Below are 23027 nucleotides of genomic sequence, written 5' to 3'. Positions count from 1 at the left end.
CTCCTACTATTTTCTTAAATCGACAGTTCTTGCGAAAGCTTGTACATATCTGTGTCAATTTTATGTGGTTGATCTAAAATATCATTAATGGAATGATAAACAATTTCATTACGTTGTATGCCTACAGTCATGCCCGCTTTTCCTTCTAATAATAAGTCAACAGCTTTTGCAGCTAAACGGCTAGCAAGCACTCGGTCTGCTCCAGTTGGTGAACCACCGCGCTGAATATGTCCTAGTACCGTTACACGTGTCTCCACATTCATTTCAGCACTGATTTTTTCACCAAAGTCAAAGCCTGACCCAACACCTTCAGCAACAATAATAATACTATGCTTTTTGCCTCGCTCAACACCCCGTTTAATGTTAGCAAGAATCAGATTCATGTCATGTTCTTCCTCGGGAATGACGATTGTCTCAGCACCATCTGCAAGCCCTGCCCAAAGCGCAAGATCTCCTGCGTGTCGACCCATTACTTCAATAACGTACGTACGCTCATGAGATGTAGCAGTGTCACGAATTTTATCAATGGCATCAATAATAGTGTTTAATGCTGTATCGAACCCAATGGTAAAGTCTGTTCCTGGTATATCGTTGTCAATCGTTCCTGGGACACCGACTGTTGGGAATCCATGCTCGCTTAATTTTTGCGCGCCACGATAAGACCCATCTCCACCAATGACGACAAGTCCTTCAATCCCGTGTTTTTTAAGTTGTTCAATCCCCTTTTTTTGTCCTTCAAGGGTTTTGAATTCTTCACATCGTGCTGTATATAACATTGTGCCACCACGGTGGATAATGTCTCCAACTGAGCCGAGCTCCATTTTCTTAATATCGCCTTCAATTAAGCCTTGATAGCCATAAGAAATTCCATACACTTCAATTCCATGATAAATTGCTTTTCGAACAACTGCGCGAATCGCTGCATTCATACCAGGTGAATCGCCACCACTTGTTAATACACCAATACGTTTCAATTATGTTCCTCCTCACGAACAATAAGACAGACGAAGCTTGTCTTAACTAGTCTCTGCAAGTAAAGATACCACTTTGATTTACTGAACACAAGTGTTTCCATACTACAAAAAATGCTTTCATATCAATGAAAGCACTTCCAAATCATTTAGATTCTGCTTTAACTCGTTTGTCAGCTATTTGTCCCATTTTCATATACTTTTCATATCGTTCCTCTAAAAGCGTCTCTACAGACTTTGCTTTTAAGTCACTTAAAGCATCACGTAGCACACGTCTCATACTAACAGCCTGCTCCTCAATGTTACGTTGCGCGCCGCCTTTAGGCTCTTCAATAATTGAATCGATTACACCAAGCTCATATAAATCAGGTGCAGTAATTTTCATTGTCTCTGCCGCTTTCTTCGCTTGCGTAGAGTCTTTCCATAATAATGCTGCTGCACCTTCTGGTGAAATAACCGAATACGTTGAGTTCTCTAACATATAAATTCGATCTGCAACGCCGAGGGCAAGTGCCCCACCGCTTCCACCTTCTCCTATCACAATGCTTATCGTTGGAACATTTAATCCAGCCATCATAAGTAGATTTTTTGCAATGGCCTCACTTTGACCGCGCTCTTCTGCTGACTTACCTGGATAAGCACCTTTTGTGTCAATAAAACAAACGATCGGGCGATTGAATTTTTCTGCCTGTTTCATTAAACGTAACGCTTTTCGATAACCCTCAGGATGAGGCGAACCAAAATAGCGCATAATATTTTCTTTTGTATCTTTTCCTCGTTGGTGACCAATCACGGTAATAGGCTGATCTTCAAACGTTGCAATTCCAGCAACAATCGCTTTATCATCGCCAAAAAGTCGATCACCGTGAAGTTCCAGAAAATCGGAAAACAAAAGAGAAATATAATCAAGACTCGTTGGCCGCTCATGATCTCGAGCAATTTGCACCCGTTCCCATGGTTGTATATTCGTATAGACCGATTCCTCTAGTTCTTGCAGACGAACTTCCATTTTATGAATCTCAGAACTTAAGTCTAAGTCTTTTTCTTTTGCAAATTTACGAAGCTCTTCTATTTTAGTTCGAAGCTCCAGTACAGGTTTTTCAAAATTTCGTTCAGTAGTCATGTTTACTCCCCCTACCTACTGGTGAATTGCCAACACTGTTGTCAGCGTATCTTTCATTTCTAGTCGCGGGATAACTCGATCTAATTGCCCATGCTCTAACAGAAATTCCGCAGTTTGGAAGTCTTCCGGAAGTTCCTCACGAATCGTTTGTTCAATAATGCGTCTACCAGCAAAGCCGACAAGTGCTTTCGGTTCTGCAAAATTGTAATCACCTAACGATGCAAAACTTGCGGAAACACCACCTGTAGTCGGGTGTGTCATGACTGAAATAAACAAGCCACCGGTACGATCTAATTTCTCAAGCGCCGCGCTTGTTTTCGCCATTTGCATTAAACTAATCATCCCCTCTTGCATTCGCGCACCGCCAGAGGCAGCCACAATAATGAGAGGATGCTTCAATTCAATCGCTTTTTCAATTGCGCGTGTAAGCTTTTCACCGACAGCTGCCCCCATACTCGCCATTCGGAATTGAGGGTCCATAACAGCTAAAACAACAGGATGCCCATTTAATTGCCCTACACCTGACACGCATGCTTCGTTTAAGCCTGTTTTCTTACGGTCTGCTTCAAGTTTCTTTTCGTAATCAGGAAATGCTAACGGATTACCACCAATCACATCGGCATCTATTTCCTGAAACGTTCCTTCGTCAATTAACGCTTCAATTCGTTCCCAAGCGCCCATCCGGTGATGATGTCCACATGTTCGACATACACTTAAATTCTTTTTCAGATCCTTTGTGTACATAATGGTCCGACAAGATGGACATTTTGTCATAAGTCCTTCAGGTACTTCTATCTTTGCTCGCTCAGATGGAATTGTTGCATATCGTTTCTTTTTCTTAGAAAACATATCCTTTAACATGGGATCGCTCCTTGCTATATCCTTTAAAAACGGCTGTTTTTCAAGTGATGACTCATCGCATCTAACGCCTTCTCTACTTCTCCATGCTTTATTGCTTCGACAACTAGCTCGTGTTCTTTAATCGACTCAGGCGGTCTTCCCTTACGTTCAAGAGATTCTTTAATCGCTTCTTTATTAAACGCCACCAACGATTTCCAGATATTATAAAGTAAAACATTTCCACAAGCTTTAACAATGGTTTCATGAAACTGGTAATCAGCTTCTACAGGAAAATCCCCATGACTCCATTTCACTTTTGAATGGGAAATAAGCTCGTCTAACTGTTTTACTTCATCTTCTGAAATTCGAAAGACAGCTAATTTTAACGCCTCTATCTCTACAATTCGCCTCGTCTCACTTAAATCCTTCCTTGCTTGGTCGTCTTTTAAGATAAAAGATAAAAGCAAATCCACTAGTCTATAGCTGGAGGGGGCTTTCATGAAAGTCCCTTCGCCTCTTTTAGTCTCAATGATGTCAAGAAGTTCTAAGCCTCGTAAAGCTTCACGAATGGATGAGCGACCAACATGAAGTCGGTCGCTCAGTTCCCTTTCTGATGGTAGCTTGTCGCCACTTTTTAAGTCATCTTTCTGAATCATCTCGCTAAGGGCACGAATAATTTCAATGTAGCGTTTGTCCGTAGCCATAGCGCCTCCTTAGTCGATGATCGTTAATTGTCTCGTTTTCTCCGCAACCTCTTCAGGATCGACCTTCACTCTTGAAACCCCTGTTTCCATTGCTTTTTTCGCTACTGCCGCTGCAACAGCTGGCGCAACACGAGGATCGAATGGTGCAGGAATAACATAATCTGCAGTTAAGTCTTTCTCGTCTACTAAGTTCGCAATGGCATAAACGGCAGCCACTTTCATTTCTTCATTTATATGCGTAGCTCGTACATCTAATGCTCCTCTGAAAATGCCAGGGAAAGCAAGTACGTTATTTACTTGGTTAGGGAAATCAGAACGACCTGTTCCGATAACAGATGCACCTGCTGCTTTTGCATCTTCAGGCATAATCTCAGGAATTGGATTCGCCATAGCAAAAATAATTGGATCAACGTTCATGCTTTCAACCATTTCTTTTGTAACGGCTCCAGCAACAGACACGCCAATAAAGACATCTGCGCCCTTCATAACGTCTGCCAGTTGACCTTCTTGTCTGTTAGGGTTTGTCCGCTTTGCCACTTGTTCTTTAACAGCGTTCATTCCATAAGGACGACCTTCATAAATTGCGCCTTTCGTGTCGCACATAACGATGTCACGAACACCCATGCGAAGCATTAATTTAATAATCGCAATACCAGCAGCACCGGCACCATTCGCCACTACTTTAATTTCTGATAGTTTTTTACCGCTTAGCTTAAGCGCGTTAATTAAACCAGCTAATGTCACAATGGCTGTTCCGTGCTGATCATCATGGAAAATAGGAATATTCGTTTCTTTTTTCAAACGTTCTTCTATAACAAAACAATCTGGTGCAGCTATATCTTCTAAATTCACTCCACCAAATGTCGGCTCAAGCATTTTTACAGTATTCACAATTTCGTCCACGTCATTCGAGCGTAGACATATTGGGAACGCGTCTACTCCAGCAAATGATTTAAATAACACTGCTTTCCCTTCCATAACAGGTAATGATGCTTCTGGACCAATATTCCCTAGCCCAAGTACAGCCGTCCCGTTACTCACAACCGCAACCATATTACCTTTCATCGTATATTCATAAACCGATTCAACATCTTCAAAAATTTCTTTACATGGCTCCGCTACTCCTGGTGAATAAGCTAAGCTTAAATCCCTCGCATCTTTAACGGGCACTTTCGCTTTTGACTCTAGTTTTCCTTGATTGACACGATGCATGTGAAGCGCTTCTTCTCTCGTAGTAGACACAATTTTCTCTCCTTTATATAAAACCTGACTGGTCAGACCACCTATTGTTCGCCTTCTATTATAAACACGTTCGTTCCATCTGCCAATAGGTTGATGGAAACTTCTTTTATTCTTGCTCATCCTCACGTTCTTCTAAGCGGATATTCGTTTCCCCAAATAACCGTTTTAAAAGCTGAATCGTTCGCTTTGACGGCTGTACGGCATATTTATCTGGCAGCTTTATTTTTGTATGATTTTTTTTACGATGTAAGATAACAGGTGCTGTGCCTCTGTCTTGACTTAAAATGTACTTTAAGTCACTTAATTTGGTTGGCACGTCTTGTTCTTTTTCAATATGAACGTGGAGAAATTGCTTGCTTTCAGTGGACGGCAGTTGATTCAGATCAATGGCTTTTTGAACAATAAACTGTTTTTTTCCTTCTCTTTCTTCTACAACTCCACTTAAAAGCACAAGACTTCCTTCAGTCAAGACTGTTTCCACATCTTTCCACACAGTAGGAAAAACAACACATTCACACTCTTCCGTTTCATCGCTACCAATAAAAAAAGCCATTGCTTTCCCTTTTTTTGTTGTGATTTTTTTTAGTGCTTTCACTAAAACACCAACTCGAATAGCTTTTCTAGAAGGTTCTGCTTGAATAAGTGTCGTTCGGTGAAAAGGCGCAAGACGCTCCTTGACATTTTCAATAGGATGACCAGAAAAATAAAACCCCAGCACCTCTCGCTCCCAACCTAGTTCTTCCATCTTTGTTGACGGTTCAATATCAATATAGGCGGGTGTAACAGGATTAATGGTAAACAAACTGCCTGCTGACTGTTTAAAATCATCAATTTGTTTAGCAAATGCAATGGCTTTGTCTACATTTGCTAATAAAACTGCTCGTGAATAGCCCCAATGATCACAAGCACCAGCTTTAATGAATGACGTTATAACTGGTTGAGTAATCGTTGAAGAATACACCTTTGCAACAAAGGTAAAGAAATCTTGAAACGGTGTCGTTCGTGCTTTTTTAATCTGATCGACAATACGACGATTGACCATTGTAATTGGAAGTAGACCAAATCGAATGCTCTTGTTCTCAACAGTAAATAAAGCATGACTCTCTTGAATAGAGGGCGGAAGCACTTCAACCCCTGCTTTTCTAGCTTCATAAATATAGTTATACAGCTTCTGATGATCTTGCCAATTAGCTGAACAGAGGGCTGCAAAAAACGCTTCTTGATAGTGCACGCGCAAATAAGCCAGCCAGTAACTGATCATACTGTAAGCCGTTGCGTGAGACTTTGGAAAACCGTAATTCGAAAATTTTTCAATTAACGCAAATAATGTCTCCGCTTCCTCTTTTGTATAGCCTCTTGCGATTGAACGCTCGACAAAAGCATCTTTATTCATTAACTCTCGCTGTTTTTTACTAATGGCTCGTCGAAAGACATCTGCTTCAGCAAGACTATATCCAGCACTAATTTGAATCAATTGAATAATTTGTTCTTGGTAGACAATTACCCCAAAAGTCGGTTGTAAAATGCGATTGATCTCAACATGATGAGAAAATGTTTTTTTCTGCTCATGTTTGCTCTGAATATAGTCCTTAATAAATGTCATGGGGCCTGGTCGATACAACGAAGTCGTTGCAACAATATCATTGAAACTGGACGGTTTTAACTGCTTTAACACCCGTCTCATTCCGTCAGATTCTAATTGGAAAATACCCGTTGATTCTCCTTGTTGTAATAAGCGAAACGTTTTCTCGTCATGAAACGGAATGTCGCGTAAGTTAAGTTTCTGATTGGTTGCTCCTTCAATTAAACGAAGCATCCGTTCGAGCAACGTTAAATTTTTTAAGCCAAGAAAATCAAATTTCACATAGCCTAGAGCGTCGAGGCTATTCATATCAGCTTGTGTAAGGACCCTTTCATCACTTCCATATTGGAGAGCTACTTTTTCTTTAAGGGGACGATCGCTAATAATAACTCCAGCAGCGTGAGTTGATTCATGTCTAAGCATGCCTTCTAACTGCTTTGCAAAGAAAAGAAGTGTATCAAGCTCAGTTGATTGAAACGATGAAAATACCCCCTGCTGTTCAGCTTCTTCCAGTGTAAGCGCAGAATTCATCGCCTTTGCAACACGATCAACAAAGCCGCTGTTCAGACCAAATGCTTTTCCTGCATCACGAATCGCTGCTTTTCCTGCAAACGTACCGAATGTCAATACTTGCGCCACATGCTCTTTTCCAAACCGTTCTCGAACGTAATGAATAACATCGTCTCGGCGGTAATCAGGAAAATCAATATCAATATCCGGTAGCGAAATACGCTCTGGATTTAAAAACCGTTCAAACAGTAAGCCATGCTTAAGAGGATCAACATCTGTAATACGTAATGCATAAGCAACAATAGAGCTCGCCGAGGAGCCCCTTCCTGGACCTGTCAGGATATTAGATCGATGTGCATAATCCATAAAGTCAGCCACAATTAAAAAGTACGAAGCAAAACCAAGCTGCTTTATCACCGCCAATTCCTTTTTCAACCGCTCCATTGCTTCTTCGGACGGGTTTGACTGATAACGTTGCTGAAACCCTTTCAATGCGTTTTCCTGCAGTCGTTCCTGTGCCTCGTTTTCTTCTAAACCGTCAAAACGCGGGATTGTCGGCTTTTGAAAAAGGGTGAACGTCTCGATCTCGTCAGCAAGCGCATCTGTTTCGTTCAGAAGGGCTTCTGAGAACCGTTCCCTTCGTTCCGTTAACGACAATAGGTACGCCTTTTCCGTTTCTTCTTCTAGCACAACATGGTCCACTGTAGTCCCTGCACCGATTGCAGTGAGCAGACGATAGAAATCGTAGTTTTCTTTCCTTAAAAATCGTATAGGCGGAGCTGCCACACATACAATGTTATGAGCTTCTGCAAACTCGATTAGCGTATAATCGCTTGCACCATGAATCTCTAACCTTCCTTCACTATGTGCAGTAAGTGCTAGCCACCTTTTATACCAGTCCTTTGCTTGAATAAATGACTGGCGCGACAATAAAACCATGCATGCCGTTGTCTGCTGTTGAAAAACTTCATATGAAATTCCGTTTTCCTTGCTCATCCGCATCACAGAGCTTAGTTCAACTAATTGTTGATAACCTTGCTTGTTTTTAGCAAGCAAACGTACGGTAAGTCGAACGTCTTTAACAAGGACTGTACACTCTAGCCCGACCAATGGTTTCATATCAACTTTCTCACATTCTCTTAAGAAATCATACACGCCACTCAATGTATGTTTGTCTGTCAATGCAAGGTTTTTATATCCTAATTGTTTGGCTTGTTGTACATAGGCTTTTATCGTTAACCCAGACTGAAGTAGACTATGCTCACTATAAATATTTGAAAGCAAGGTGCTCAACACCATCACTCTCCTTTATCTTCTTCTACTAACGAATCTTCGTTTTTTATTGTCATAATCGTATTGGTTTGTCCTTATATATAATTAATACGTAAAAACTAGGTGGTGAATGCAATGCTTCTAACGAAAGAAATGCTTGCTCATTTAGTCATGAACTTCTTCATTGCTTTTGGCGTAATGATTGGTGGTGCATTAATTGGTGGAATTGGTGCTTTTCTTATTGGAAAACCAGTCCTTAGTGAAATTTTCAGCTTATCAAACAGCTTAAAAATCTGGGCCATTGTCGCGGCCATTGGTGGTTCTTTTGATGCGATTACGAAAATAGAAAGCGGCTTATTTAGCGGTGTACATGAAGATGTTTATCGAACGCTTGCCATGCTGCTGGTTGCTTTTTGTGGAGCACAATCTGGCTCGATTTTGCTAAGGTGGATTGTAGGTGACCCAGTCTAATGTTCGTTCCAAATTACTCAAAGCACCGAGGATGGCTGCGTTTTTTTGCTGGCATCATGATTGGCGCCTTAATCGGCTGGTCTTTTTTCATTGCCGAATACGGTCAAAAACACGACCGTCTTCATGGAGAAATTGGTAAAAAAGACATCATCATTGAAGAGTTACAAGCAAAGAACGCGCAATTTATTCATGACTTATCACTACAAAATGAAGAAAATGCCCGACAGCTCCTTGTTCAAACGGTGTCGGTCACAATTCTAAATGCTGAACGCTACCACCTAAGCCAACTAAATGTATATGAGCTAAGACAACAAATGTTAAAAGAGCTACAGCATCTTCAAGGGACAAGTATCGAAACCATCGCAAGTTTAACCGAAGTCATGGAGAGCGCAGTTGAAAATAAAGTCTACAAAATTAATGATAACCACTATACTGTAAAAATTACGAGAACGTACGCTCTACCAGATTTCCGAATTGATGTTGAAATCATTCACGAAGAGCAAAGGAGCAGCCCTTAAATACTTAAACACTCACTGCTTGTCGTAACTTCTGAATGATTTCTTCCACTTCCTCCCAAGAATACGCCGTTGCACCAGCAGCTACAGGATGACCACCACCATGGTGTTCTTTCGCAATCCCATTAATGACAACAGCCTTCGATCTTAGTCGTACTCGAATACGATCGTCCTCTTCTACAAAAAAGACCCAAATTTGAATATTCTCTACACCAGAGAAACAATTGACAAGTAAAGAAGATTCGTTGGATGTAACATCAAACGATTGTAGCGTCGCTTTTGGCAGTTTCATTACCCCAACACGCCCATCAAACAACTCAAAATGCTGTAGAATATAGCCTTCTAAACGGACTAGCGGTAATTCTCGCTTGTAAAGTTGATTAAATAATGTTTGAGTATCAATTCCTTGATCTAGCAGTAAAGCTGTTCTTCTTAACGTCTCTCCTGTTGTATTGCGGAATCGAAAACGACCTGTGTCTCCTACAATTCCTGAATAAAGAAGAAATGATGCTTCTTCAGTCAGAGATAAAACAGAAGAATGCTCTTGTAGTGCAACAATTAATTCAGACGTTGAACTTACTGTAGTATCCACAAGCACAATGTCTCCATAAGGCTCTTCATTCGGGTGATGATCAAGTTTAATCAGCATTTTTCCGCTATTAAAACGATCGTCACTAATTCTCTCTGTGTTTGCCGTATCACAAACGATGACTAAGGCACCGTCATACATGTCGTCGTCAATCGTATCCATTCTTCCTAAGAACAGAAGAGATGGTTCTTCTTCTCCAACAGCATAAACATGTTTATTCGGAAAGCTTTGTTTAATGATCGCTTTTAAGCCAAGTTGTGATCCTAATGCATCAGGATCTGGACGTACGTGTCGATGAATAATGACTGTTTCAAACTGTTCAATTTTCTCAATAATATGGGTAAACATTTGATAACCTCTTTCAATCAGAACTAGTCTTTTCTTTTTTTACACTGTACAATAAAAACAGCTTGTCTATATAGGAGGACCTGTGTAATGAATCAAATTCTTATTATTGTAGCCATTGCTGCTTTTCTTTTATATCTATTTAGTCGAATAAAAGCGTTCCGTCTAAAAGACTCTTTAGAAAAGAAAATTTTAGAATCTCGAGCGCAATTGGCCCTAGGCGCAACGTTAATTGCTATTAGTGTTATTTTACTACTGTTGTCAAACTACACTGCCATTCAATTACTTATTGGCGGCGTCTTTTTACTGTTTGGTATTGCCAATGCTACTCACGGGGCACGCGCCCATAAACATTATACCGCTCAACTTGACTAAACTTCCCTAGGCTACTAGGGAAGTTCTTTAAGCTTCGATCAACTGTGCTGTTAATAATGCTTTCCCAACAATCTCTCCTTCTCTGTATACCTCCACATCAAACTTGCCATGCTTCCTCCCGACTTCTAGCAATCGAGGTATTACCTTTACTTCTGTGTCAATTTGAATGGGCTTTAAAAAATATAGCGTTAAATTTTCGACAACGATATCACCACGCTTGTGCATACGCAATGTCCGTCTTGCACCTTCAATCATAATCGTTGTCATTACCCCATAAGAAACCGTCCCAAGTTGATCAGTCATTTGTGGGCTCACAACAATACGATAAACAGGCTCTTGTTTCGTTTCTGTTACTTGCTCCATCCTGCTTGTTACAATTTCTTCTAAGGTCTCTCCTACATGCGGCTGACGTTGTGTTGTTTGCATAGCTTTTAACACATCTTGTCTACTCACAACACCAATCAACCTTTTTTGTCCATCTGTAACAGGGAGTAATTCAATACCTTGCCACACCATAATATGGGCCACAGCAGCGATTGATGTTTTTTCATTCACAGTAATAGGGTTTTGCGTCATCACTTTTTCTATCGGCTGTTGTTTTAATTGATCAAATACGTCTTTAGCAGCTATCATCCCTTGGACTTTAAGGGTATTGTCTACAACCGGATAGCGACTATGACCTGTACGCTCATTTAATGCTTGCCAGTGCTGAACCGATTCACCTATCGTTAAATAGTACGTTTTTTCTAATGGGATTAAAATATCATCTACTACAACAATCTCTTTTTTAATAAGTTGATCGTATATCGCACGGTTAATCATTGCAGCAACTGTAAATGTGTCGTAAGACGTCGAAATAACCGGTAAATCAAGTTCATCTGCAAGCTTAATCACATCTGAACTCGTATCGAACCCTCCTGTAATTAACACTGCTGCTCCTGTTTCAAGGGCAATCTTATGGACTTGATAACGATTTCCAACAATGAGTAAGTTTCCTGCCGTTACATACCGCATCATAGCTTCTGTTTTCATCGCTCCTATGACAAAGCGACTTAGCGTTTTATGTAAACCAGATCTCCCTCCAAGAACTTGTCCATCAACAATATTTACAACTTCTGCAAAGGTTAGCTTCTCGATGTTTTCTTTTTTCTTTTTCTCAATGCGAATCGTTCCTACTCGTTCAATCGTCGATACAAGCCCCTGCGATTCAGCTTCTTTAATTGCCCGATAAGCTGTTCCTTCACTTACAGACATTGCTTTGGCAATTTGACGAACGGATATCTTGCCTCCAATGGGAAGCTGAGTAATATAGTCAATTATTTGCTCGTGTTTAGTCACCTTGGCACCACGCTTTCACCATTTCACTTCTTTTTAGTATACGACTTGACGTAGTGCCCTAGCAACTTCTTAACCGTACTGTCTTAACTTTTTTCGATTCGCTGCTTTAGAAGCAAGTTTTTCCTTCTGTTCCAAACGCTGGGCTTTTAAAACGGCAAGTCCATTTCCTAAGACGACTAGCAAGCAAAAACCGACCCAAGAATAAGCAAAAACTTGGCTTAAACCAGCTTCCTTGAATGGTAAATTTTCAAAAGCATACGCCCCCATAATGCAGGCGAGTAGTATACAAATTACGCCACGTTGTTTCATCGAATCCCTCCTTGTCTACTACTTTATGTACAAACAAGAAGAACATGACTAAAAAAAGCTGAATACAAAGGAGTTTGTCCTTGCATTCAGCTCTATGGCTTAAAGGCGAATCGTTTCACCCGCTTCTAAAAATTTTCCTTTTCCGTGAGGCAGTCGCTCCACAAAAGCCTTAGCATCTTGCTTAATAGGTGGGAAGGTATTGAAATGAATTGGAACTGCTACTTTTGGATTAATCCATTCAACAGCTGTCTCTGCATCTTCAGGGCCCATCGTGAAATTATCCCCCATTGGGACAAAGGCAACGTCAATATCATTTCGTTCACCAATCATTTTTAAGTCACTAAATAACGCGGTGTCACCCATATGATAAATGGTTTTTCCTTCTGCCTTAAACAAAATTCCACCAGGCATTCCTGTATACACAATTCTTTGATTTTCTTCTTCTGTATACGAAGAACCATGAAATGCCTGTGTATACTTTACAATACCAAAATCAAATTCATACGCACCACCAATGGACATCGGATGAACAGACTCTACACCTTGAAAACTCATATAAGTAGCAAGTTCAGCTACCGCAACCACAAGTGCACCAGAGCGTTTAGCTATCTCCACAGTGTCTCCAACATGATCATTATGACCGTGGGTAAGTAAGATGACATCAGGATTTTCGTCTTGTGCTGTTAGATCTGTTTGGCTATTTCCAGTAATAAACGGATCAATTAAGATCGTTTTCCCCCTTGTTTTCATTTTAACAACTGAATGTCCATGAAAACTTACTTCCATTTTCTATCCCTCCAATTCAGACTCATTCCTTTCTTTATTAGCCTGTTTAGAATTAACCTAAACATTCCTACTTTTATGTTTTATAATAGTAGAGAAGAGGAGGCAGGTAAAGAATGAACCTAGAGCGACTGCAACTATTACAGCAACATACGAAACAAGAAGAAGCGGACTTTGCTTTTATTACGAACAAAGACTCTTTATTTTACTTAACTGGATTGCTTGCCAATCCACATGAACGATTAATGGCACTTTTTATCTTACAAGATTCCTATGTGTTTGTTATTCCAAGAATGGAACAAGAGCTTGTTCGTCAAGCAGGATATCAAGGCGATATTCTTCCTTATAGTGACCATGAAGACGTATGGCAACTGATAAAAGAGAAGCTTCAGGAAAATCAGCTAACGAACATAACGTCGGTTTTAATAGAAGAAAGCACACTAACATTCGCCCGTATGAAGGCGTTGGAATCACTGGGCCAATCGATTCGCTTCTCCAATTGTGAACACGTTTTAATGAATCAGCGTTTAGTAAAATCTGATGATGAATTGGAAATTTTACAACAAGCGGCTGCTTTTGCTGATGCTGGTGTTGAGTTCGGCATTAAAGCATTGTACACAGGAGTAACCGAATTAGAAGTTATTGCTGAAATTGAATACGAGTTAAAAAAGCAAGGTATTTCGGAAATGGCATTTCAAACCACCGTTTTGTTTGGTGATCATGCCGCCTCCCCACATGGTAAACCTGGGACACGCGCGTTAAAGGAAGGCGAATTTGTTTTGTTTGATTTAGGAGTTGTAGTAAATGGCTACTGTTCCGACATTACACGCACAGTGGCATATGGTGAAGTCCCTGAACAGCACCAGCTCGTTTACAATACAGTCTTAGAAGCAGAGGAAACAGCAGTTGCAGCGGTTAAACCAGATGTCGTTATTGGACAATTAGACTCGATCGCTCGAACCGTAATTGAAAACGCTGGGTTTGGCGATTATTTTACTCATCGTTTAGGACACGGTCTCGGTATAAATGTACACGAATTTCCTTCTATGAGTCAGAACAACGTCGATGTACTTGTGGAGGGCATGACGTTTACTATTGAACCAGGTATTTATATCCCTGGGGTAGTAGGGGTACGAATTGAAGATGATGTTGTTGTCACAAATAATGGAGTCGAGACACTAACCATCTTTCCTAAAAACCTTATTAATGTCCCACCAAGAGCGCACTAATATAAAAAAACAAGGGGTTATGGACGCCCCTTGTTTTACTTTTCCCAGCTCCATATATAACGCTCACTGTGAGCATCCATCCATCGTATCTCAAAGCTAGACATCTGCGGATAATATGGCTTCAATACTTTTTTATACTGCTCTGCTGTTTTATCTTGATCTAATTGGAGCAAAGAAGTCATTTTTATTACTTGGATCTTTGCATGGTCACCTTTCAACACTTTAGTGCCTTTCTCGTACTCATAATGGTTTGGATTATCAAACTCCCATTGATATTCTACATCCTCTTCCACAACAGTAATTCGTATCGAAAAAGCATCCATCAATTCATTTCCAGATACCGCTACTGCTTTCTCTGACACTTGAGAAAAGCTAAGCATTATAAGTAGCAACATACCGATCACACGCTTCATATCACACCTCTTTTTTTCTTAACGTGTGTGGTTTTTGCTGTATTTATTCATCGGTATCGGTGGATAACATCGACTCCGCCAGTTACTTCAATTACAGTGCCTGTGACCATATCGGCATTATCTTCACATAGAAACATAACGGTTCGAGCAATATCCTCTCCTGTACCTGATCGACCTATTGGTGTATTTTGATCCTTATGATGACGTGCTTCTTCAATCGTTGCTTCCTTCATCTCACCCATTATATTCCCTGGACATACCATATTTGCCGTTATGCCGTACTCAGCCTCTTCAATTGAAATGGTCTTCATTAACGAAACAAGCCCCACTTTAGCAGCTGCATAAGCAGACCGGTAAATCCAACCAGGCGCATTGTTGGCACCTTGAAAGCCATAAAATACGATACGCCCAAACTTTTGTTTTCTCATAATCGGCACAACTTCTTTCATGAGATGAAAAGAAGACGTTAAATTGCCATCAATCATAGCATTCCACTCAGATTCTTCATAATCCACCAGCTTCTTCTTTTCAAATACATAGGGGCCTGCATTGTGAATACATACATCAATCCGGCCTGCGAATGCTTGAGCACGTGTGACAAGCTCTTTACAATCGTCTCCCTTTGTGACATCTGTTCGAACAATTTGCACATACTCTATTCCCCATTTTTCTTGCAGCGCTTTCGCACGTTCGTGGTCATTTAAGTATGTAACCGTTACTTGATAGCCTGACTTCAGAAGCGATTCAGTTACTTTCAAACCTAGCCCTTTTGTTCCAGCCGTTACCATTGCATGTCGCAACTCATTCACCACCATCGTTCGTTCTCTCTTTTTAAGATACACTACCTTTATGGTTGTAGGCAAAAAAAAAGACGACCGGACTCGTAAGGATGGGAGCGTGGTCGTCACAAGGTACTTTTCTAAATGGAAAATTGTCCTTCTGTCGGAATTAGAATAGACATAGACATGACCTTATTTAGCGTCGTCTTTATGATCCTCTTTCGTTTGGCTTACTGCTTTTCCTTGATCTTCTACTGTACCTTGTTGATAAGATGCCATCAATTGATCGTGTACAAGCGTTTCTTCTGATTGTTGTTTTCTTTCTTCGTGTTTGTCCATTTTATGACCTCCTTTTAGTATAGAATGCCTTAAAGAACAAAAACTTATGAGAAAAAACAAAAGGGGTTGGATTTACAATCCAACCCCTTCTACTATCCTTTGTTTACCAATTCTTTTGCTTTTTCTATAGCGATTTCAACTTGAGCGAAGCCAGTACCACCTGCGCTATTTCGACGAGCTACTACTGTCTTTGGTTGTAAGACTTCATAAATATCTTCATCAAATAAGGCACTTGCCTCTGTATAATCTGTCATTGCTAGATCAAGTAAGTATACGTTTTTTTGAATTGCTTTTAACACAAGTTTCCCTACTACTTCATGAGCTTCACGAAACGGCATTCCTTTTGTCGCTAAGTAATCGGCTAATTCAGTTGCATTTGAGAAATCTTGACTTACTGCTGCTTCCATCTGCTCCGTTTTTACCGACATACTCGAAATCATACCCGAAAAGATCCGCAACGACCCTTTCACTGTTACTACCGTATCAAACATGCCTTCTTTATCTTCTTGCATGTCTTTGTTGTAAGCAAGAGGAAGCCCTTTTAGCGTTGTTAATAAAGAAAATAAATTCCCATACACTCGACCTGTTTTTCCGCGAATAAGTTCTGCCATATCAGGGTTCTTCTTTTGTGGCATAATACTTGAACCTGTAGCAAACGCATCATCCAATTCTATAAACTGGCATTCTTGAGAGGACCAAAAAATCATTTCCTCACACAAACGAGACAAATGCATCATGAGTGTAGATGAAGCTGATAGAAATTCGAGAATAAAATCTCGATCACTAACCGCATCTAAGCTATTCTCATAAATACCATCAAACCCCAATAGTTCTGCTGTCAAATGTCGATCAATCGGAAACGTTGTCCCTGCTAAAGCACCCGCACCTAAAGGCGACACATTTACACGTTTTAAACTGTCTTCGAAACGGCTGTAGTCACGCTCAAGCATCCAGAAGTAAGCAAGTAAATGATGTGCAAATGAAACTGGCTGAGCACGCTGTAAATGTGTATATCCAGGAATAAGTGTTTCAACATGCTCTTGCGCCTTGTGAATAAGCGACTCTTGCATGGCACGAATGGCTTCCATAATGGTCTTTGTCTCATGGTACAAGTAAAGGTGCATATCTGTAGCCACTTGATCATTACGGCTACGCCCAGTGTGTAGCTTGCCTCCCACAGGACCAATCTCATCAATTAGTTGCTTTTCAATATTTAAATGAATATCTTCCTGAGCAACTTCATAGGCAAGGGTTCCTTCTTCGGCTTTTTTCTTCAACGTTTGTAAGCCAGCTACAATCGTATTCTTTTCTTCTTCCGTGACGATTTCACAAGCGGCAAGCATCGTCACATGTGCGATGCTGCCTTGAATGTCTTCGAATACTAATTGTTTATCAAATCCAATAGAGGCGCCAAATTCATCGACCCATTCTTCAGCTGATTTGGTGAATCTTCCGCCCCACAGTTTACTCACGATGTTACCTCCTCTTTTTCTTTTGTTACCATACTGTGTACTTTCGTTGGCAAGCCCCATAAGGAAATAAATCCAACTGCTGCATTGTGATCAAACTCATCATCTGGTGTATACGTTGCTAATTTCTCATTGTAAAGAGAATAAGGTGATTTTCTTCCTTCTACAATCGCATGCCCCTTAAAGAGTTTCACTCGTACAATACCCGTTACGTGCTGCTGAGACTCTTTCAAGAAAGCTTGAAGGGCTGGCTGAAGGCTAGAAAACCATAAACCTTCATAAATTAATTCCGTTAATTTCTTTTCAATAACAGGCTTAAAGTGAGCTAATTCCTTCGGCAACGTTAAGTCTTCAAGCTCTTTATGGGCTTTAATTAGGGTCATTGCACCTGGACACTCGTAGACTTCACGGGACTTAATTCCAACGAGACGATTCTCCACATGATCAATACGTCCAACACCATGTTTACCAGCAAGGTTATTTAAAGAAAGAATCAGTTCATCTAATGGCATCGCTTGACCATCGATGGCCACGGGTACCCCTTTCTCAAAATGAATCTCAATTGTATCGGCTGTATCAGGTGTTTTTTCTAATGGCGCTGTTAATTCATAGGCGCCTTCTGGTGGTGTCGCCCAAGGGTCTTCTAAAATGCCGCACTCGTTGCTTCTCCCCCATAAGTTCTGGTCAACAGAATAGGGGTTATCTAAATCAATTGGAATTGGAATATTATTTGCTTTAGCATATTCAATTTCCTCATCACGGGACCATGCCCACTCACGAACAGGTGCAAGTACCTTTAAATCTGGATTAAGTGCTTGAATCGACACTTCAAAACGGACTTGATCATTCCCTTTTCCAGTGCATCCATGGGCCACTGCAGAAGCACCTGTTTGTTCTGCGACTTCAACAAGCTTTTTCGAGATTAACGGGCGAGAAAGAGCAGATACTAGCGGATATTTTTGTTCATAGAGTGCATGAGATTGGAGAGCTGGAAGAACAAATTCCTCAGCAAACTCTTTTTTTGCATCAATAGTATAGGATTGAATAGCCCCAACGGTCAGTGCTTTTTGTTTCACAAATTCTAAGTCTTTCCCTTCACCTACATCAAGACCAACAGCAATCACATCATATCCTTTATCGGTTAACCATTTTACTGCTACTGATGTATCTAAACCACCTGAATATGCAAGTACTACTTTTTCTTTCGCCACAAAAATCTCCTCCAGTTTTTATGAATAAAAATTCTCATTATATTATTTTTATACAATCAAAGGTGAAAAATGAACCGGGGGTATGTGCCCCAGTTGTATAAAACCAAACAATTAACTTATGAATATACATTACTTTACCAGTCATAGATTGTTTTGACAAGAGGTTTTTGGGATTTTTTGTTCTAAGTTTTAATTCCTTTTCTTAAACCATTCGTTTCTGTAAATCTACAGGCTGTTAGTACTCTGAAAAGCGATGAAGCCAACGCTTTTTGTAAAAGCACTGTGCATCCATTGTTAATGATTGCATAGATTTATAAGAGACAGAAGCTTGGTATGCTCCAAGTAAGAGACGCTTAAACGGAACACGTCTATGCCCAATTTGTTTATACAGTGACATGCGTATAATCTGTTTTAACAACTGCTTCACAACAGCTTCTGACACCATGTCTTCTTTGCCAAGATACATAGGCTCGTTTTGGTCACAAGCAATGCCATCCTTTGTTAACGATCGCCACTCCTCGTACTTTACCTGCTTTGGTAAAAAACTGTATATGAAAAGCCGCAGTGATAAAATGGTTTCTGCAGTCCCACCTGTTTGAGTGAATTGATAGAAATGACCGACTTTATCAAGTGCTTTTTTTGATACATACAGACTGAGAGGAAGGTGTGTTAGTAAAGCTGTGTTCGAATGGGTACTCATCCCCCCTTGAACAAGGGCAAGTAGTCGAGTGCGCGCTAATTCTTTATGTAAGAGATGTTGCTTTTCATTCCTAACAGCAATCGAATCATCAGGCTCTAATTGCAAAGTGGACTGGAATGTTGACTGTAAGAAATCGGATTGAATCCATTGGTACAATTGAATGGCTATTGGATCCATGTAGTGAGTCCAACTTTCATCAATTACCTGTCTACCACTGGGGCTCTTTTTCTTCGATTGAAAGAACAACTGCTTTTCATACTCTTCAATTTCTTTTTGCCACTGCTCAACACTAGACATGATTGTTATTCTCCTTCCTCTTCAAAGTGGGTAAACATTTTTCGTTTAAACAAAGGGATATATGGAAACCCTTCTTCATTCACTTGTTCCAAAGCTCGTAATTCTGTATTCATGCGCTTTAAGTAAAAATACAAAATGGCTTCCGCTGTTTTTGGCTTTACGGATGTTTCTTCTGTTTGATCATACTGACCAAGAATGGTGTGTTTTAATTGTACAACCTCTTTATTAAGCACATCTATTTTTTGTTGCTGTGCTGCTTGGTTGATCATTTCAATACTTAATACGACTTGGCCAATCAGCTCACCTACGGTTGTGTATTCAGGGGTGAGTGGATCATTTAATGCTTGGATTTTTCCAATGTCCCCTAATAAACAGGCCGCTAAAACAATGTCTCCGTTAATCGTCTTATACAACGGAAGGAGCTGCAACGCTGCCGTCATAAGTTCAACAATTTGCTCTAATAACCCTGCATAATAAGCATGATGATACGTCTTACCAGCCGGATATGTTGTTAATTTCTCACGAATTCCGCGATTACTGTATATTTCTTTAACGAGCTGTTGTAAAGTAGGCGACTCAATGTCATCCATCATCATCCGTAGCTCATGCCATAGATCTTCCCGAGATAACCCCGGCTTTGAGATTAGTTCAGTTCGATTTATTTGATCATCCTCTGTTGCTAATCGAATTTTCTTTATGGTTAACATTTGCTTTGAGCGAAAGGTTTCAAGGGCACCTTCCACTTTCACAACCGATTTTGGAACAAACTTTTGCTGCTGGTCATCTGTTATATCCCACAGCCGAGCAGAGAGGAGGTTATGCTGTTGTTGCAACGTGAAATTTGCGTAAAGCGATCCATTTGCTGCCTGTTTAATTTCACGTTCTCGAATCATATAAAAATCAGCTTCCATCATCAACACCTCCATCCATTATCTTAGCTGAGAAGTGTGTAAAAGGCAAAAGAAGTTCTTACCCTATTCTTGCTGCCTCCCCAGAGCTATTTTCTATTATTCATAACTGGCATTCTTAAAATAAAAAAAGCTATCCCCATTAGGTTTAGCAACACAACCTAATGGGAAAGCCTTTTTTCTTATTACGTTAATCGAACAGTATCACGAGCAATCATAACTTCTTCATTTGTAGGAACAATCAAGACTTTTACTTTTGAATCCGCAGTTTGTAAGAACGTCTCTTTTCCACGTACATTATTTTTGGACAAATCGACTTCGATTCCCATGAATTCTAAACCTTTTAGAACACGTTCGCGAACAACGGTACTATTTTCACCGATTCCCGCTGTGAAAATAAGAACGTCAATGCCGCCCATACGTGTTGCGTAAGAACCAACATAATCCTGAATCCTTGAAGTAAAGACATCAAGAGCTACCTTTGCACGCTCATTACCCTTTGCTTCTTCACTTTCAATATCTCGTAAATCACTTGAAAAACCTGTAAGACCAAGTAGTCCACTTTCCTTGTTTAACGTAGAAATCACTTCTGCCACCGTTTGATTTGTCTTATCCATAATAAACGGAATAAGAGCCGGATCAATATCACCAGAACGTGTGCCCATTGTTACGCCTGCAAGGGGGGTAAAACCCATTGACGTGTCAATTGATTTACCACCATCAATAGCTGCAATACTTGCTCCATTTCCTAAGTGACAAGAAACCATTTTTAAGTTTTCAAGTGGCTCACCAAGCATTTCAGCAGCTCGCTCAGACACATACTTATGAGAGGTGCCATGGAATCCATATTTACGAATACCGTACTCTGTATAGTATTCATATGGAAGGCTGTACAAGTATGCGTGTTCTGGCATCGTTTGATGGAAAGCCGTATCGAATACTGCAACTGCCGGTACATTTGGAAGCACTTCTTTAAAGGCTTTTATTCCTGTAATATTTGCTGGGTTGTGAAGTGGAGCTAACTCCGACACTTCTATGATCCCTGCCAAAACATCGTCTGATATAAGAACTGAATCATTAAATTTCTCGCCGCCATGAACAACACGGTGACCAATCCCCTCAATATCATCTAGAGAGGAAATGATATTCAAGCTTGTTAGTTTATCAAGTAAAATTTTCACAGCTTCGGAATGATCCGCAATATCTGCTGTGGTTTCGTGCTTTTCTCCATTTTTCTCGATTGCAAAAACAGAGTCTTTCAATCCAATTCGCTCAACAAGACCTTTTGTAATAATTGTCTCTTCCGGCATTGAGAGTAGTTGAAACTTTAGGGATGAGCTCCCTGCATTAATTGCCATAATCGTAGCCATAATTTTTACTGCACTCCTTTAGTCTAAAGCCATCTCTACCATTTAAGCATTCTCCATACGTCATTTCAAGCGGACAAAATCGGTTAAGCGCATACATGGAAATAATTAAAATTTACTGTGAATTCTCATAGTTTTTTTATAAAAAAAAAGGTACCATGCTCACATGATACCTAGCGCTCTTAGCGACCAAGTTGCTCCTTAAACCACTTATTAATACTACTCATCATTTCCTGCATCGCAGTTACGTTCGAAAACGATGGTAGCTCTGCAAGAAGGGCTTGCTGTGGCTTCTTCATTTTTTCCGCTTTCTTTTGAATCATTAAGATGCTTTTTTGCTGTTGCTTATTGGAAAACATTGACGCTGGTAACTGCAGTAAGCCTAAAACCACCGCGTGCTCTTTTAAATAAGCATGAAGTTTGTCGGCTTGGTCACTTTCAAAAATAAAATTTGGTACGAGTAACAAGCCAAAACCTCCTGGTTGAAGAGCACGAATACCTTGTTCAATCATTAAATGATGAATATACGAATGCCCTGATTCCGCTTTTAGATCATAGGTACGTGCGATATCATCTTTTGGATAATAACCTACAGGCAAATCTGCTACGACAAGATGAACATCAGGCATGTTGACAAGCAAACTATCTTGGTGAAACAGCTGTATTTCATGCTGTTGCAAATTAGCACTTGCAAAAGCGTTCTTTAACAACGTCTCATCCACTTCAAAGCCATAGGCCTTATCAATTCGACCTTCTGCATGGTTGCAAATTGAGAAAAGCAAGTTTCCAGATCCAACCGCTAAATCGAGGACATCCCCTTTTGAATCTGTCTTCTGTAGCTTATTCACCAAATAGCTCATGAACAAGCTAACTGCATCAGGGGTCATGGAATGATTAGGCTGAACAACCCCTTTCATTCCTTTCATTACAGCAAGTTGAAATGCTTTTCGAACGTCTTCTTTCGTAAACGTCATAGAACTTACTCGCTCCATTAACGGAAGAAGCTGTTCCTTACGTTCACTAGCAAGGTCTTGAATAATGGCTTGTTCAAATAAATTGTCTCCTGCTTCTGCTAACGCGTCTAAATAGGTTACATCCAGTACGTGCTCTAGTACCTTAGCAGATTCGTCTAAATACTCATATAGCGCTGTTACATTGGTTTGTTCCATACAACGTTCACCCTTTTGTTCTCATTTTCACATTTAGCAAATGAAAAAGCGCTATCGACGGCAAATGTTCTTAGACAACGCTTTAGCTTTTTTCACATAGATCGCTCTTATGTTTCTAAGCTGCCGTTCTCCTACCATGATCACCGTCGAATGCGCTCCGCCACTCTAGTTCTTACG

The 23027-nt window shown here is 40.3% G+C and carries 23 protein-coding genes; 4 read left to right on the top strand and 19 right to left on the bottom strand.

Features of this window, described 5'->3' with window-relative positions:
* Positions 1-14 precede the first annotated feature (14 nt).
* The 6 genes from pfkA to BK583_RS06645 all read right to left on the bottom strand — a co-directional run bounded on the left by pfkA (position 15) and on the right by BK583_RS06645 (position 8265).
* The gene (gene pfkA, locus BK583_RS06670) at positions 15-974 is read right to left on the bottom strand and encodes a 6-phosphofructokinase (protein ID WP_038481885.1); all 960 of its coding nucleotides are present in this window, start codon (positions 972-974) and stop codon (positions 15-17) included.
* Between the two features lie 142 nt (positions 975-1116).
* Complete coding sequence (locus BK583_RS06665) at positions 1117-2094, bottom strand: acetyl-CoA carboxylase carboxyltransferase subunit alpha (protein ID WP_055736228.1); 978 nt, start codon at positions 2092-2094, stop codon at positions 1117-1119.
* Between the two features lie 15 nt (positions 2095-2109).
* Positions 2110-2955 carry an acetyl-CoA carboxylase, carboxyltransferase subunit beta gene (accD, locus tag BK583_RS06660; protein WP_055736227.1) on the bottom strand — a complete coding sequence of 282 codons (846 nt, stop codon included), beginning with the start codon at positions 2953-2955 and terminating at the stop codon, positions 2110-2112.
* A gap of 23 nt (positions 2956-2978) precedes the next feature.
* Positions 2979-3638, bottom strand: a complete 660-nt coding sequence (locus BK583_RS06655) for a FadR/GntR family transcriptional regulator (protein ID WP_038481894.1) — start codon at positions 3636-3638, stop codon at positions 2979-2981.
* Between the two features lie 9 nt (positions 3639-3647).
* The gene (ystJ, locus tag BK583_RS06650; RefSeq protein ID WP_095151166.1) at positions 3648-4850 is read right to left on the bottom strand and encodes an NADP-dependent malic enzyme; all 1203 of its coding nucleotides are present in this window, start codon (positions 4848-4850) and stop codon (positions 3648-3650) included.
* A 136-nt stretch (positions 4851-4986) separates the two neighbouring features.
* Entirely contained in the window at positions 4987-8265 is a 3279-nt protein-coding gene (locus BK583_RS06645) for a DNA polymerase III subunit alpha (protein ID WP_160319285.1), read from the bottom strand.
* Positions 8266-8379: 114 nt separating this feature from the next.
* On the opposite strand from BK583_RS06645, the gene BK583_RS06640 reads away from it, so the two are divergent.
* Together BK583_RS06640 and ytrI are read left to right on the top strand one after the other, a co-directional pair.
* The gene (locus BK583_RS06640) at positions 8380-8715 is read left to right on the top strand and encodes a YtrH family sporulation protein (protein WP_038481900.1); all 336 of its coding nucleotides are present in this window, start codon (positions 8380-8382) and stop codon (positions 8713-8715) included.
* Positions 8715-9233 (top strand): sporulation membrane protein YtrI, encoded by a 519-nt coding sequence (ytrI, locus tag BK583_RS06635; protein ID WP_038481903.1) that lies wholly within the window; start codon positions 8715-8717, stop codon positions 9231-9233. The genes BK583_RS06640 and ytrI overlap by 1 nt, the downstream gene beginning before the upstream one ends.
* A gap of 4 nt (positions 9234-9237) precedes the next feature.
* On the opposite strand, the gene BK583_RS06630 is transcribed toward ytrI, so the two are convergent.
* Entirely contained in the window at positions 9238-10167 is a 930-nt protein-coding gene (locus tag BK583_RS06630) for a DHH family phosphoesterase (RefSeq protein ID WP_038481906.1), read from the bottom strand.
* 87 nt (positions 10168-10254) lie between these two features.
* Between BK583_RS06630 and BK583_RS06625 the strand changes: the two genes are divergently transcribed.
* On the top strand, positions 10255-10539 hold the full coding sequence (locus tag BK583_RS06625) for a YtpI family protein (protein ID WP_038481909.1): 285 nt from the start codon (positions 10255-10257) through the stop codon (positions 10537-10539).
* Between the two features lie 27 nt (positions 10540-10566).
* On the opposite strand, the gene BK583_RS06620 is transcribed toward BK583_RS06625, so the two are convergent.
* The 3 genes from BK583_RS06620 to BK583_RS06610 all read right to left on the bottom strand — a co-directional run bounded on the left by BK583_RS06620 (position 10567) and on the right by BK583_RS06610 (position 12972).
* The gene (locus BK583_RS06620; protein WP_038481912.1) at positions 10567-11877 is read right to left on the bottom strand and encodes a DRTGG domain-containing protein; all 1311 of its coding nucleotides are present in this window, start codon (positions 11875-11877) and stop codon (positions 10567-10569) included.
* 69 nt (positions 11878-11946) lie between these two features.
* Positions 11947-12186, bottom strand: coding sequence for a hypothetical protein (locus tag BK583_RS06615; RefSeq protein ID WP_038481915.1), 240 nt, complete (start codon positions 12184-12186; stop codon positions 11947-11949).
* Positions 12187-12285: 99 nt separating this feature from the next.
* Complete coding sequence (locus BK583_RS06610; protein WP_038481918.1) at positions 12286-12972, bottom strand: metal-dependent hydrolase; 687 nt, start codon at positions 12970-12972, stop codon at positions 12286-12288.
* Between the two features lie 113 nt (positions 12973-13085).
* Here BK583_RS06610 and BK583_RS06605 point away from each other — a divergent pair, with 113 nt between their 5' ends.
* On the top strand, positions 13086-14198 hold the full coding sequence (locus BK583_RS06605) for an aminopeptidase P family protein (protein WP_055736225.1): 1113 nt from the start codon (positions 13086-13088) through the stop codon (positions 14196-14198).
* A 35-nt stretch (positions 14199-14233) separates the two neighbouring features.
* On the opposite strand, the gene BK583_RS06600 is transcribed toward BK583_RS06605, so the two are convergent.
* The 9 genes from BK583_RS06600 to BK583_RS06565 form a co-directional block, all read right to left on the bottom strand.
* Positions 14234-14611 (bottom strand): hypothetical protein, encoded by a 378-nt coding sequence (locus BK583_RS06600; protein WP_055736224.1) that lies wholly within the window; start codon positions 14609-14611, stop codon positions 14234-14236.
* A 47-nt stretch (positions 14612-14658) separates the two neighbouring features.
* The gene (locus BK583_RS06595) at positions 14659-15426 is read right to left on the bottom strand and encodes an SDR family oxidoreductase (RefSeq protein WP_055736223.1); all 768 of its coding nucleotides are present in this window, start codon (positions 15424-15426) and stop codon (positions 14659-14661) included.
* A 156-nt stretch (positions 15427-15582) separates the two neighbouring features.
* Complete coding sequence (locus BK583_RS20660; RefSeq protein ID WP_158318537.1) at positions 15583-15729, bottom strand: hypothetical protein; 147 nt, start codon at positions 15727-15729, stop codon at positions 15583-15585.
* 92 nt (positions 15730-15821) lie between these two features.
* Positions 15822-17201 carry an argininosuccinate lyase gene (argH, locus tag BK583_RS06590; RefSeq protein ID WP_055736222.1) on the bottom strand — a complete coding sequence of 460 codons (1380 nt, stop codon included), beginning with the start codon at positions 17199-17201 and terminating at the stop codon, positions 15822-15824.
* Complete coding sequence (locus tag BK583_RS06585; protein ID WP_038481934.1) at positions 17198-18409, bottom strand: argininosuccinate synthase; 1212 nt, start codon at positions 18407-18409, stop codon at positions 17198-17200. Before BK583_RS06585 ends, argH begins: the two co-directional genes overlap by 4 nt.
* 235 nt (positions 18410-18644) lie before the next feature.
* Positions 18645-19406, bottom strand: coding sequence for an EcsC family protein (locus BK583_RS06580; RefSeq protein ID WP_055736221.1), 762 nt, complete (start codon positions 19404-19406; stop codon positions 18645-18647).
* Between the two features lie 5 nt (positions 19407-19411).
* Entirely contained in the window at positions 19412-20320 is a 909-nt protein-coding gene (locus BK583_RS06575; protein ID WP_038481940.1) for a hypothetical protein, read from the bottom strand.
* 179 nt (positions 20321-20499) lie between these two features.
* Positions 20500-21684 carry an acetate kinase gene (locus BK583_RS06570; RefSeq protein WP_038481943.1) on the bottom strand — a complete coding sequence of 395 codons (1185 nt, stop codon included), beginning with the start codon at positions 21682-21684 and terminating at the stop codon, positions 20500-20502.
* A gap of 179 nt (positions 21685-21863) precedes the next feature.
* Positions 21864-22850, bottom strand: a complete 987-nt coding sequence (locus BK583_RS06565) for a class I SAM-dependent methyltransferase (RefSeq protein WP_055736220.1) — start codon at positions 22848-22850, stop codon at positions 21864-21866.
* Between the last annotated feature and the right edge of the window lie 177 nt (positions 22851-23027).

Origin of the sequence: Shouchella oshimensis, assembly GCF_002019765.1 — a bacterium.
Taxonomy (GTDB): domain Bacteria; phylum Bacillota; class Bacilli; order Bacillales; family Bacillaceae_D; genus Shouchella; species Shouchella oshimensis.
Note: the sequence above shows the minus strand (reverse complement) of the source record. Positions and strands in the feature narration are given on the sequence as shown.

What these genes read in the sequence shown, in the direction of transcription:
- BK583_RS06665 (WP_055736228.1), bottom strand. Translation starts at nt 2,094, where the DNA reads ATGACTACTGAACGAAATTTTGAAAAACCTGTACTGGAGCTTCGAACT.
- accD (WP_055736227.1), bottom strand. Translation starts at nt 2,955, where the DNA reads ATGTTAAAGGATATGTTTTCTAAGAAAAAGAAACGATATGCAACAATT.
- BK583_RS06655 (WP_038481894.1), bottom strand. Translation starts at nt 3,638, where the DNA reads ATGGCTACGGACAAACGCTACATTGAAATTATTCGTGCCCTTAGCGAG.
- ystJ (WP_095151166.1), bottom strand. Translation starts at nt 4,850, where the DNA reads ATGCATCGTGTCAATCAAGGAAAACTAGAGTCAAAAGCGAAAGTGCCC.
- BK583_RS06640 (WP_038481900.1), top strand. Translation starts at nt 8,380, where the DNA reads ATGCTTCTAACGAAAGAAATGCTTGCTCATTTAGTCATGAACTTCTTC.
- ytrI (WP_038481903.1), top strand. Translation starts at nt 8,715, where the DNA reads ATGTTCGTTCCAAATTACTCAAAGCACCGAGGATGGCTGCGTTTTTTT.
- BK583_RS06630 (WP_038481906.1), bottom strand. Translation starts at nt 10,167, where the DNA reads ATGTTTACCCATATTATTGAGAAAATTGAACAGTTTGAAACAGTCATT.
- BK583_RS06625 (WP_038481909.1), top strand. Translation starts at nt 10,255, where the DNA reads ATGAATCAAATTCTTATTATTGTAGCCATTGCTGCTTTTCTTTTATAT.
- BK583_RS06615 (WP_038481915.1), bottom strand. Translation starts at nt 12,186, where the DNA reads ATGAAACAACGTGGCGTAATTTGTATACTACTCGCCTGCATTATGGGG.
- BK583_RS06610 (WP_038481918.1), bottom strand. Translation starts at nt 12,972, where the DNA reads ATGGAAGTAAGTTTTCATGGACATTCAGTTGTTAAAATGAAAACAAGG.
- BK583_RS06605 (WP_055736225.1), top strand. Translation starts at nt 13,086, where the DNA reads ATGAACCTAGAGCGACTGCAACTATTACAGCAACATACGAAACAAGAA.
- BK583_RS06600 (WP_055736224.1), bottom strand. Translation starts at nt 14,611, where the DNA reads ATGAAGCGTGTGATCGGTATGTTGCTACTTATAATGCTTAGCTTTTCT.
- BK583_RS06595 (WP_055736223.1), bottom strand. Translation starts at nt 15,426, where the DNA reads ATGGTGGTGAATGAGTTGCGACATGCAATGGTAACGGCTGGAACAAAA.
- BK583_RS20660 (WP_158318537.1), bottom strand. Translation starts at nt 15,729, where the DNA reads ATGGACAAACACGAAGAAAGAAAACAACAATCAGAAGAAACGCTTGTA.
- BK583_RS06580 (WP_055736221.1), bottom strand. Translation starts at nt 19,406, where the DNA reads ATGTCTAGTGTTGAGCAGTGGCAAAAAGAAATTGAAGAGTATGAAAAG.
- BK583_RS06575 (WP_038481940.1), bottom strand. Translation starts at nt 20,320, where the DNA reads ATGATGGAAGCTGATTTTTATATGATTCGAGAACGTGAAATTAAACAG.
- BK583_RS06570 (WP_038481943.1), bottom strand. Translation starts at nt 21,684, where the DNA reads ATGGCTACGATTATGGCAATTAATGCAGGGAGCTCATCCCTAAAGTTT.
- BK583_RS06565 (WP_055736220.1), bottom strand. Translation starts at nt 22,850, where the DNA reads ATGGAACAAACCAATGTAACAGCGCTATATGAGTATTTAGACGAATCT.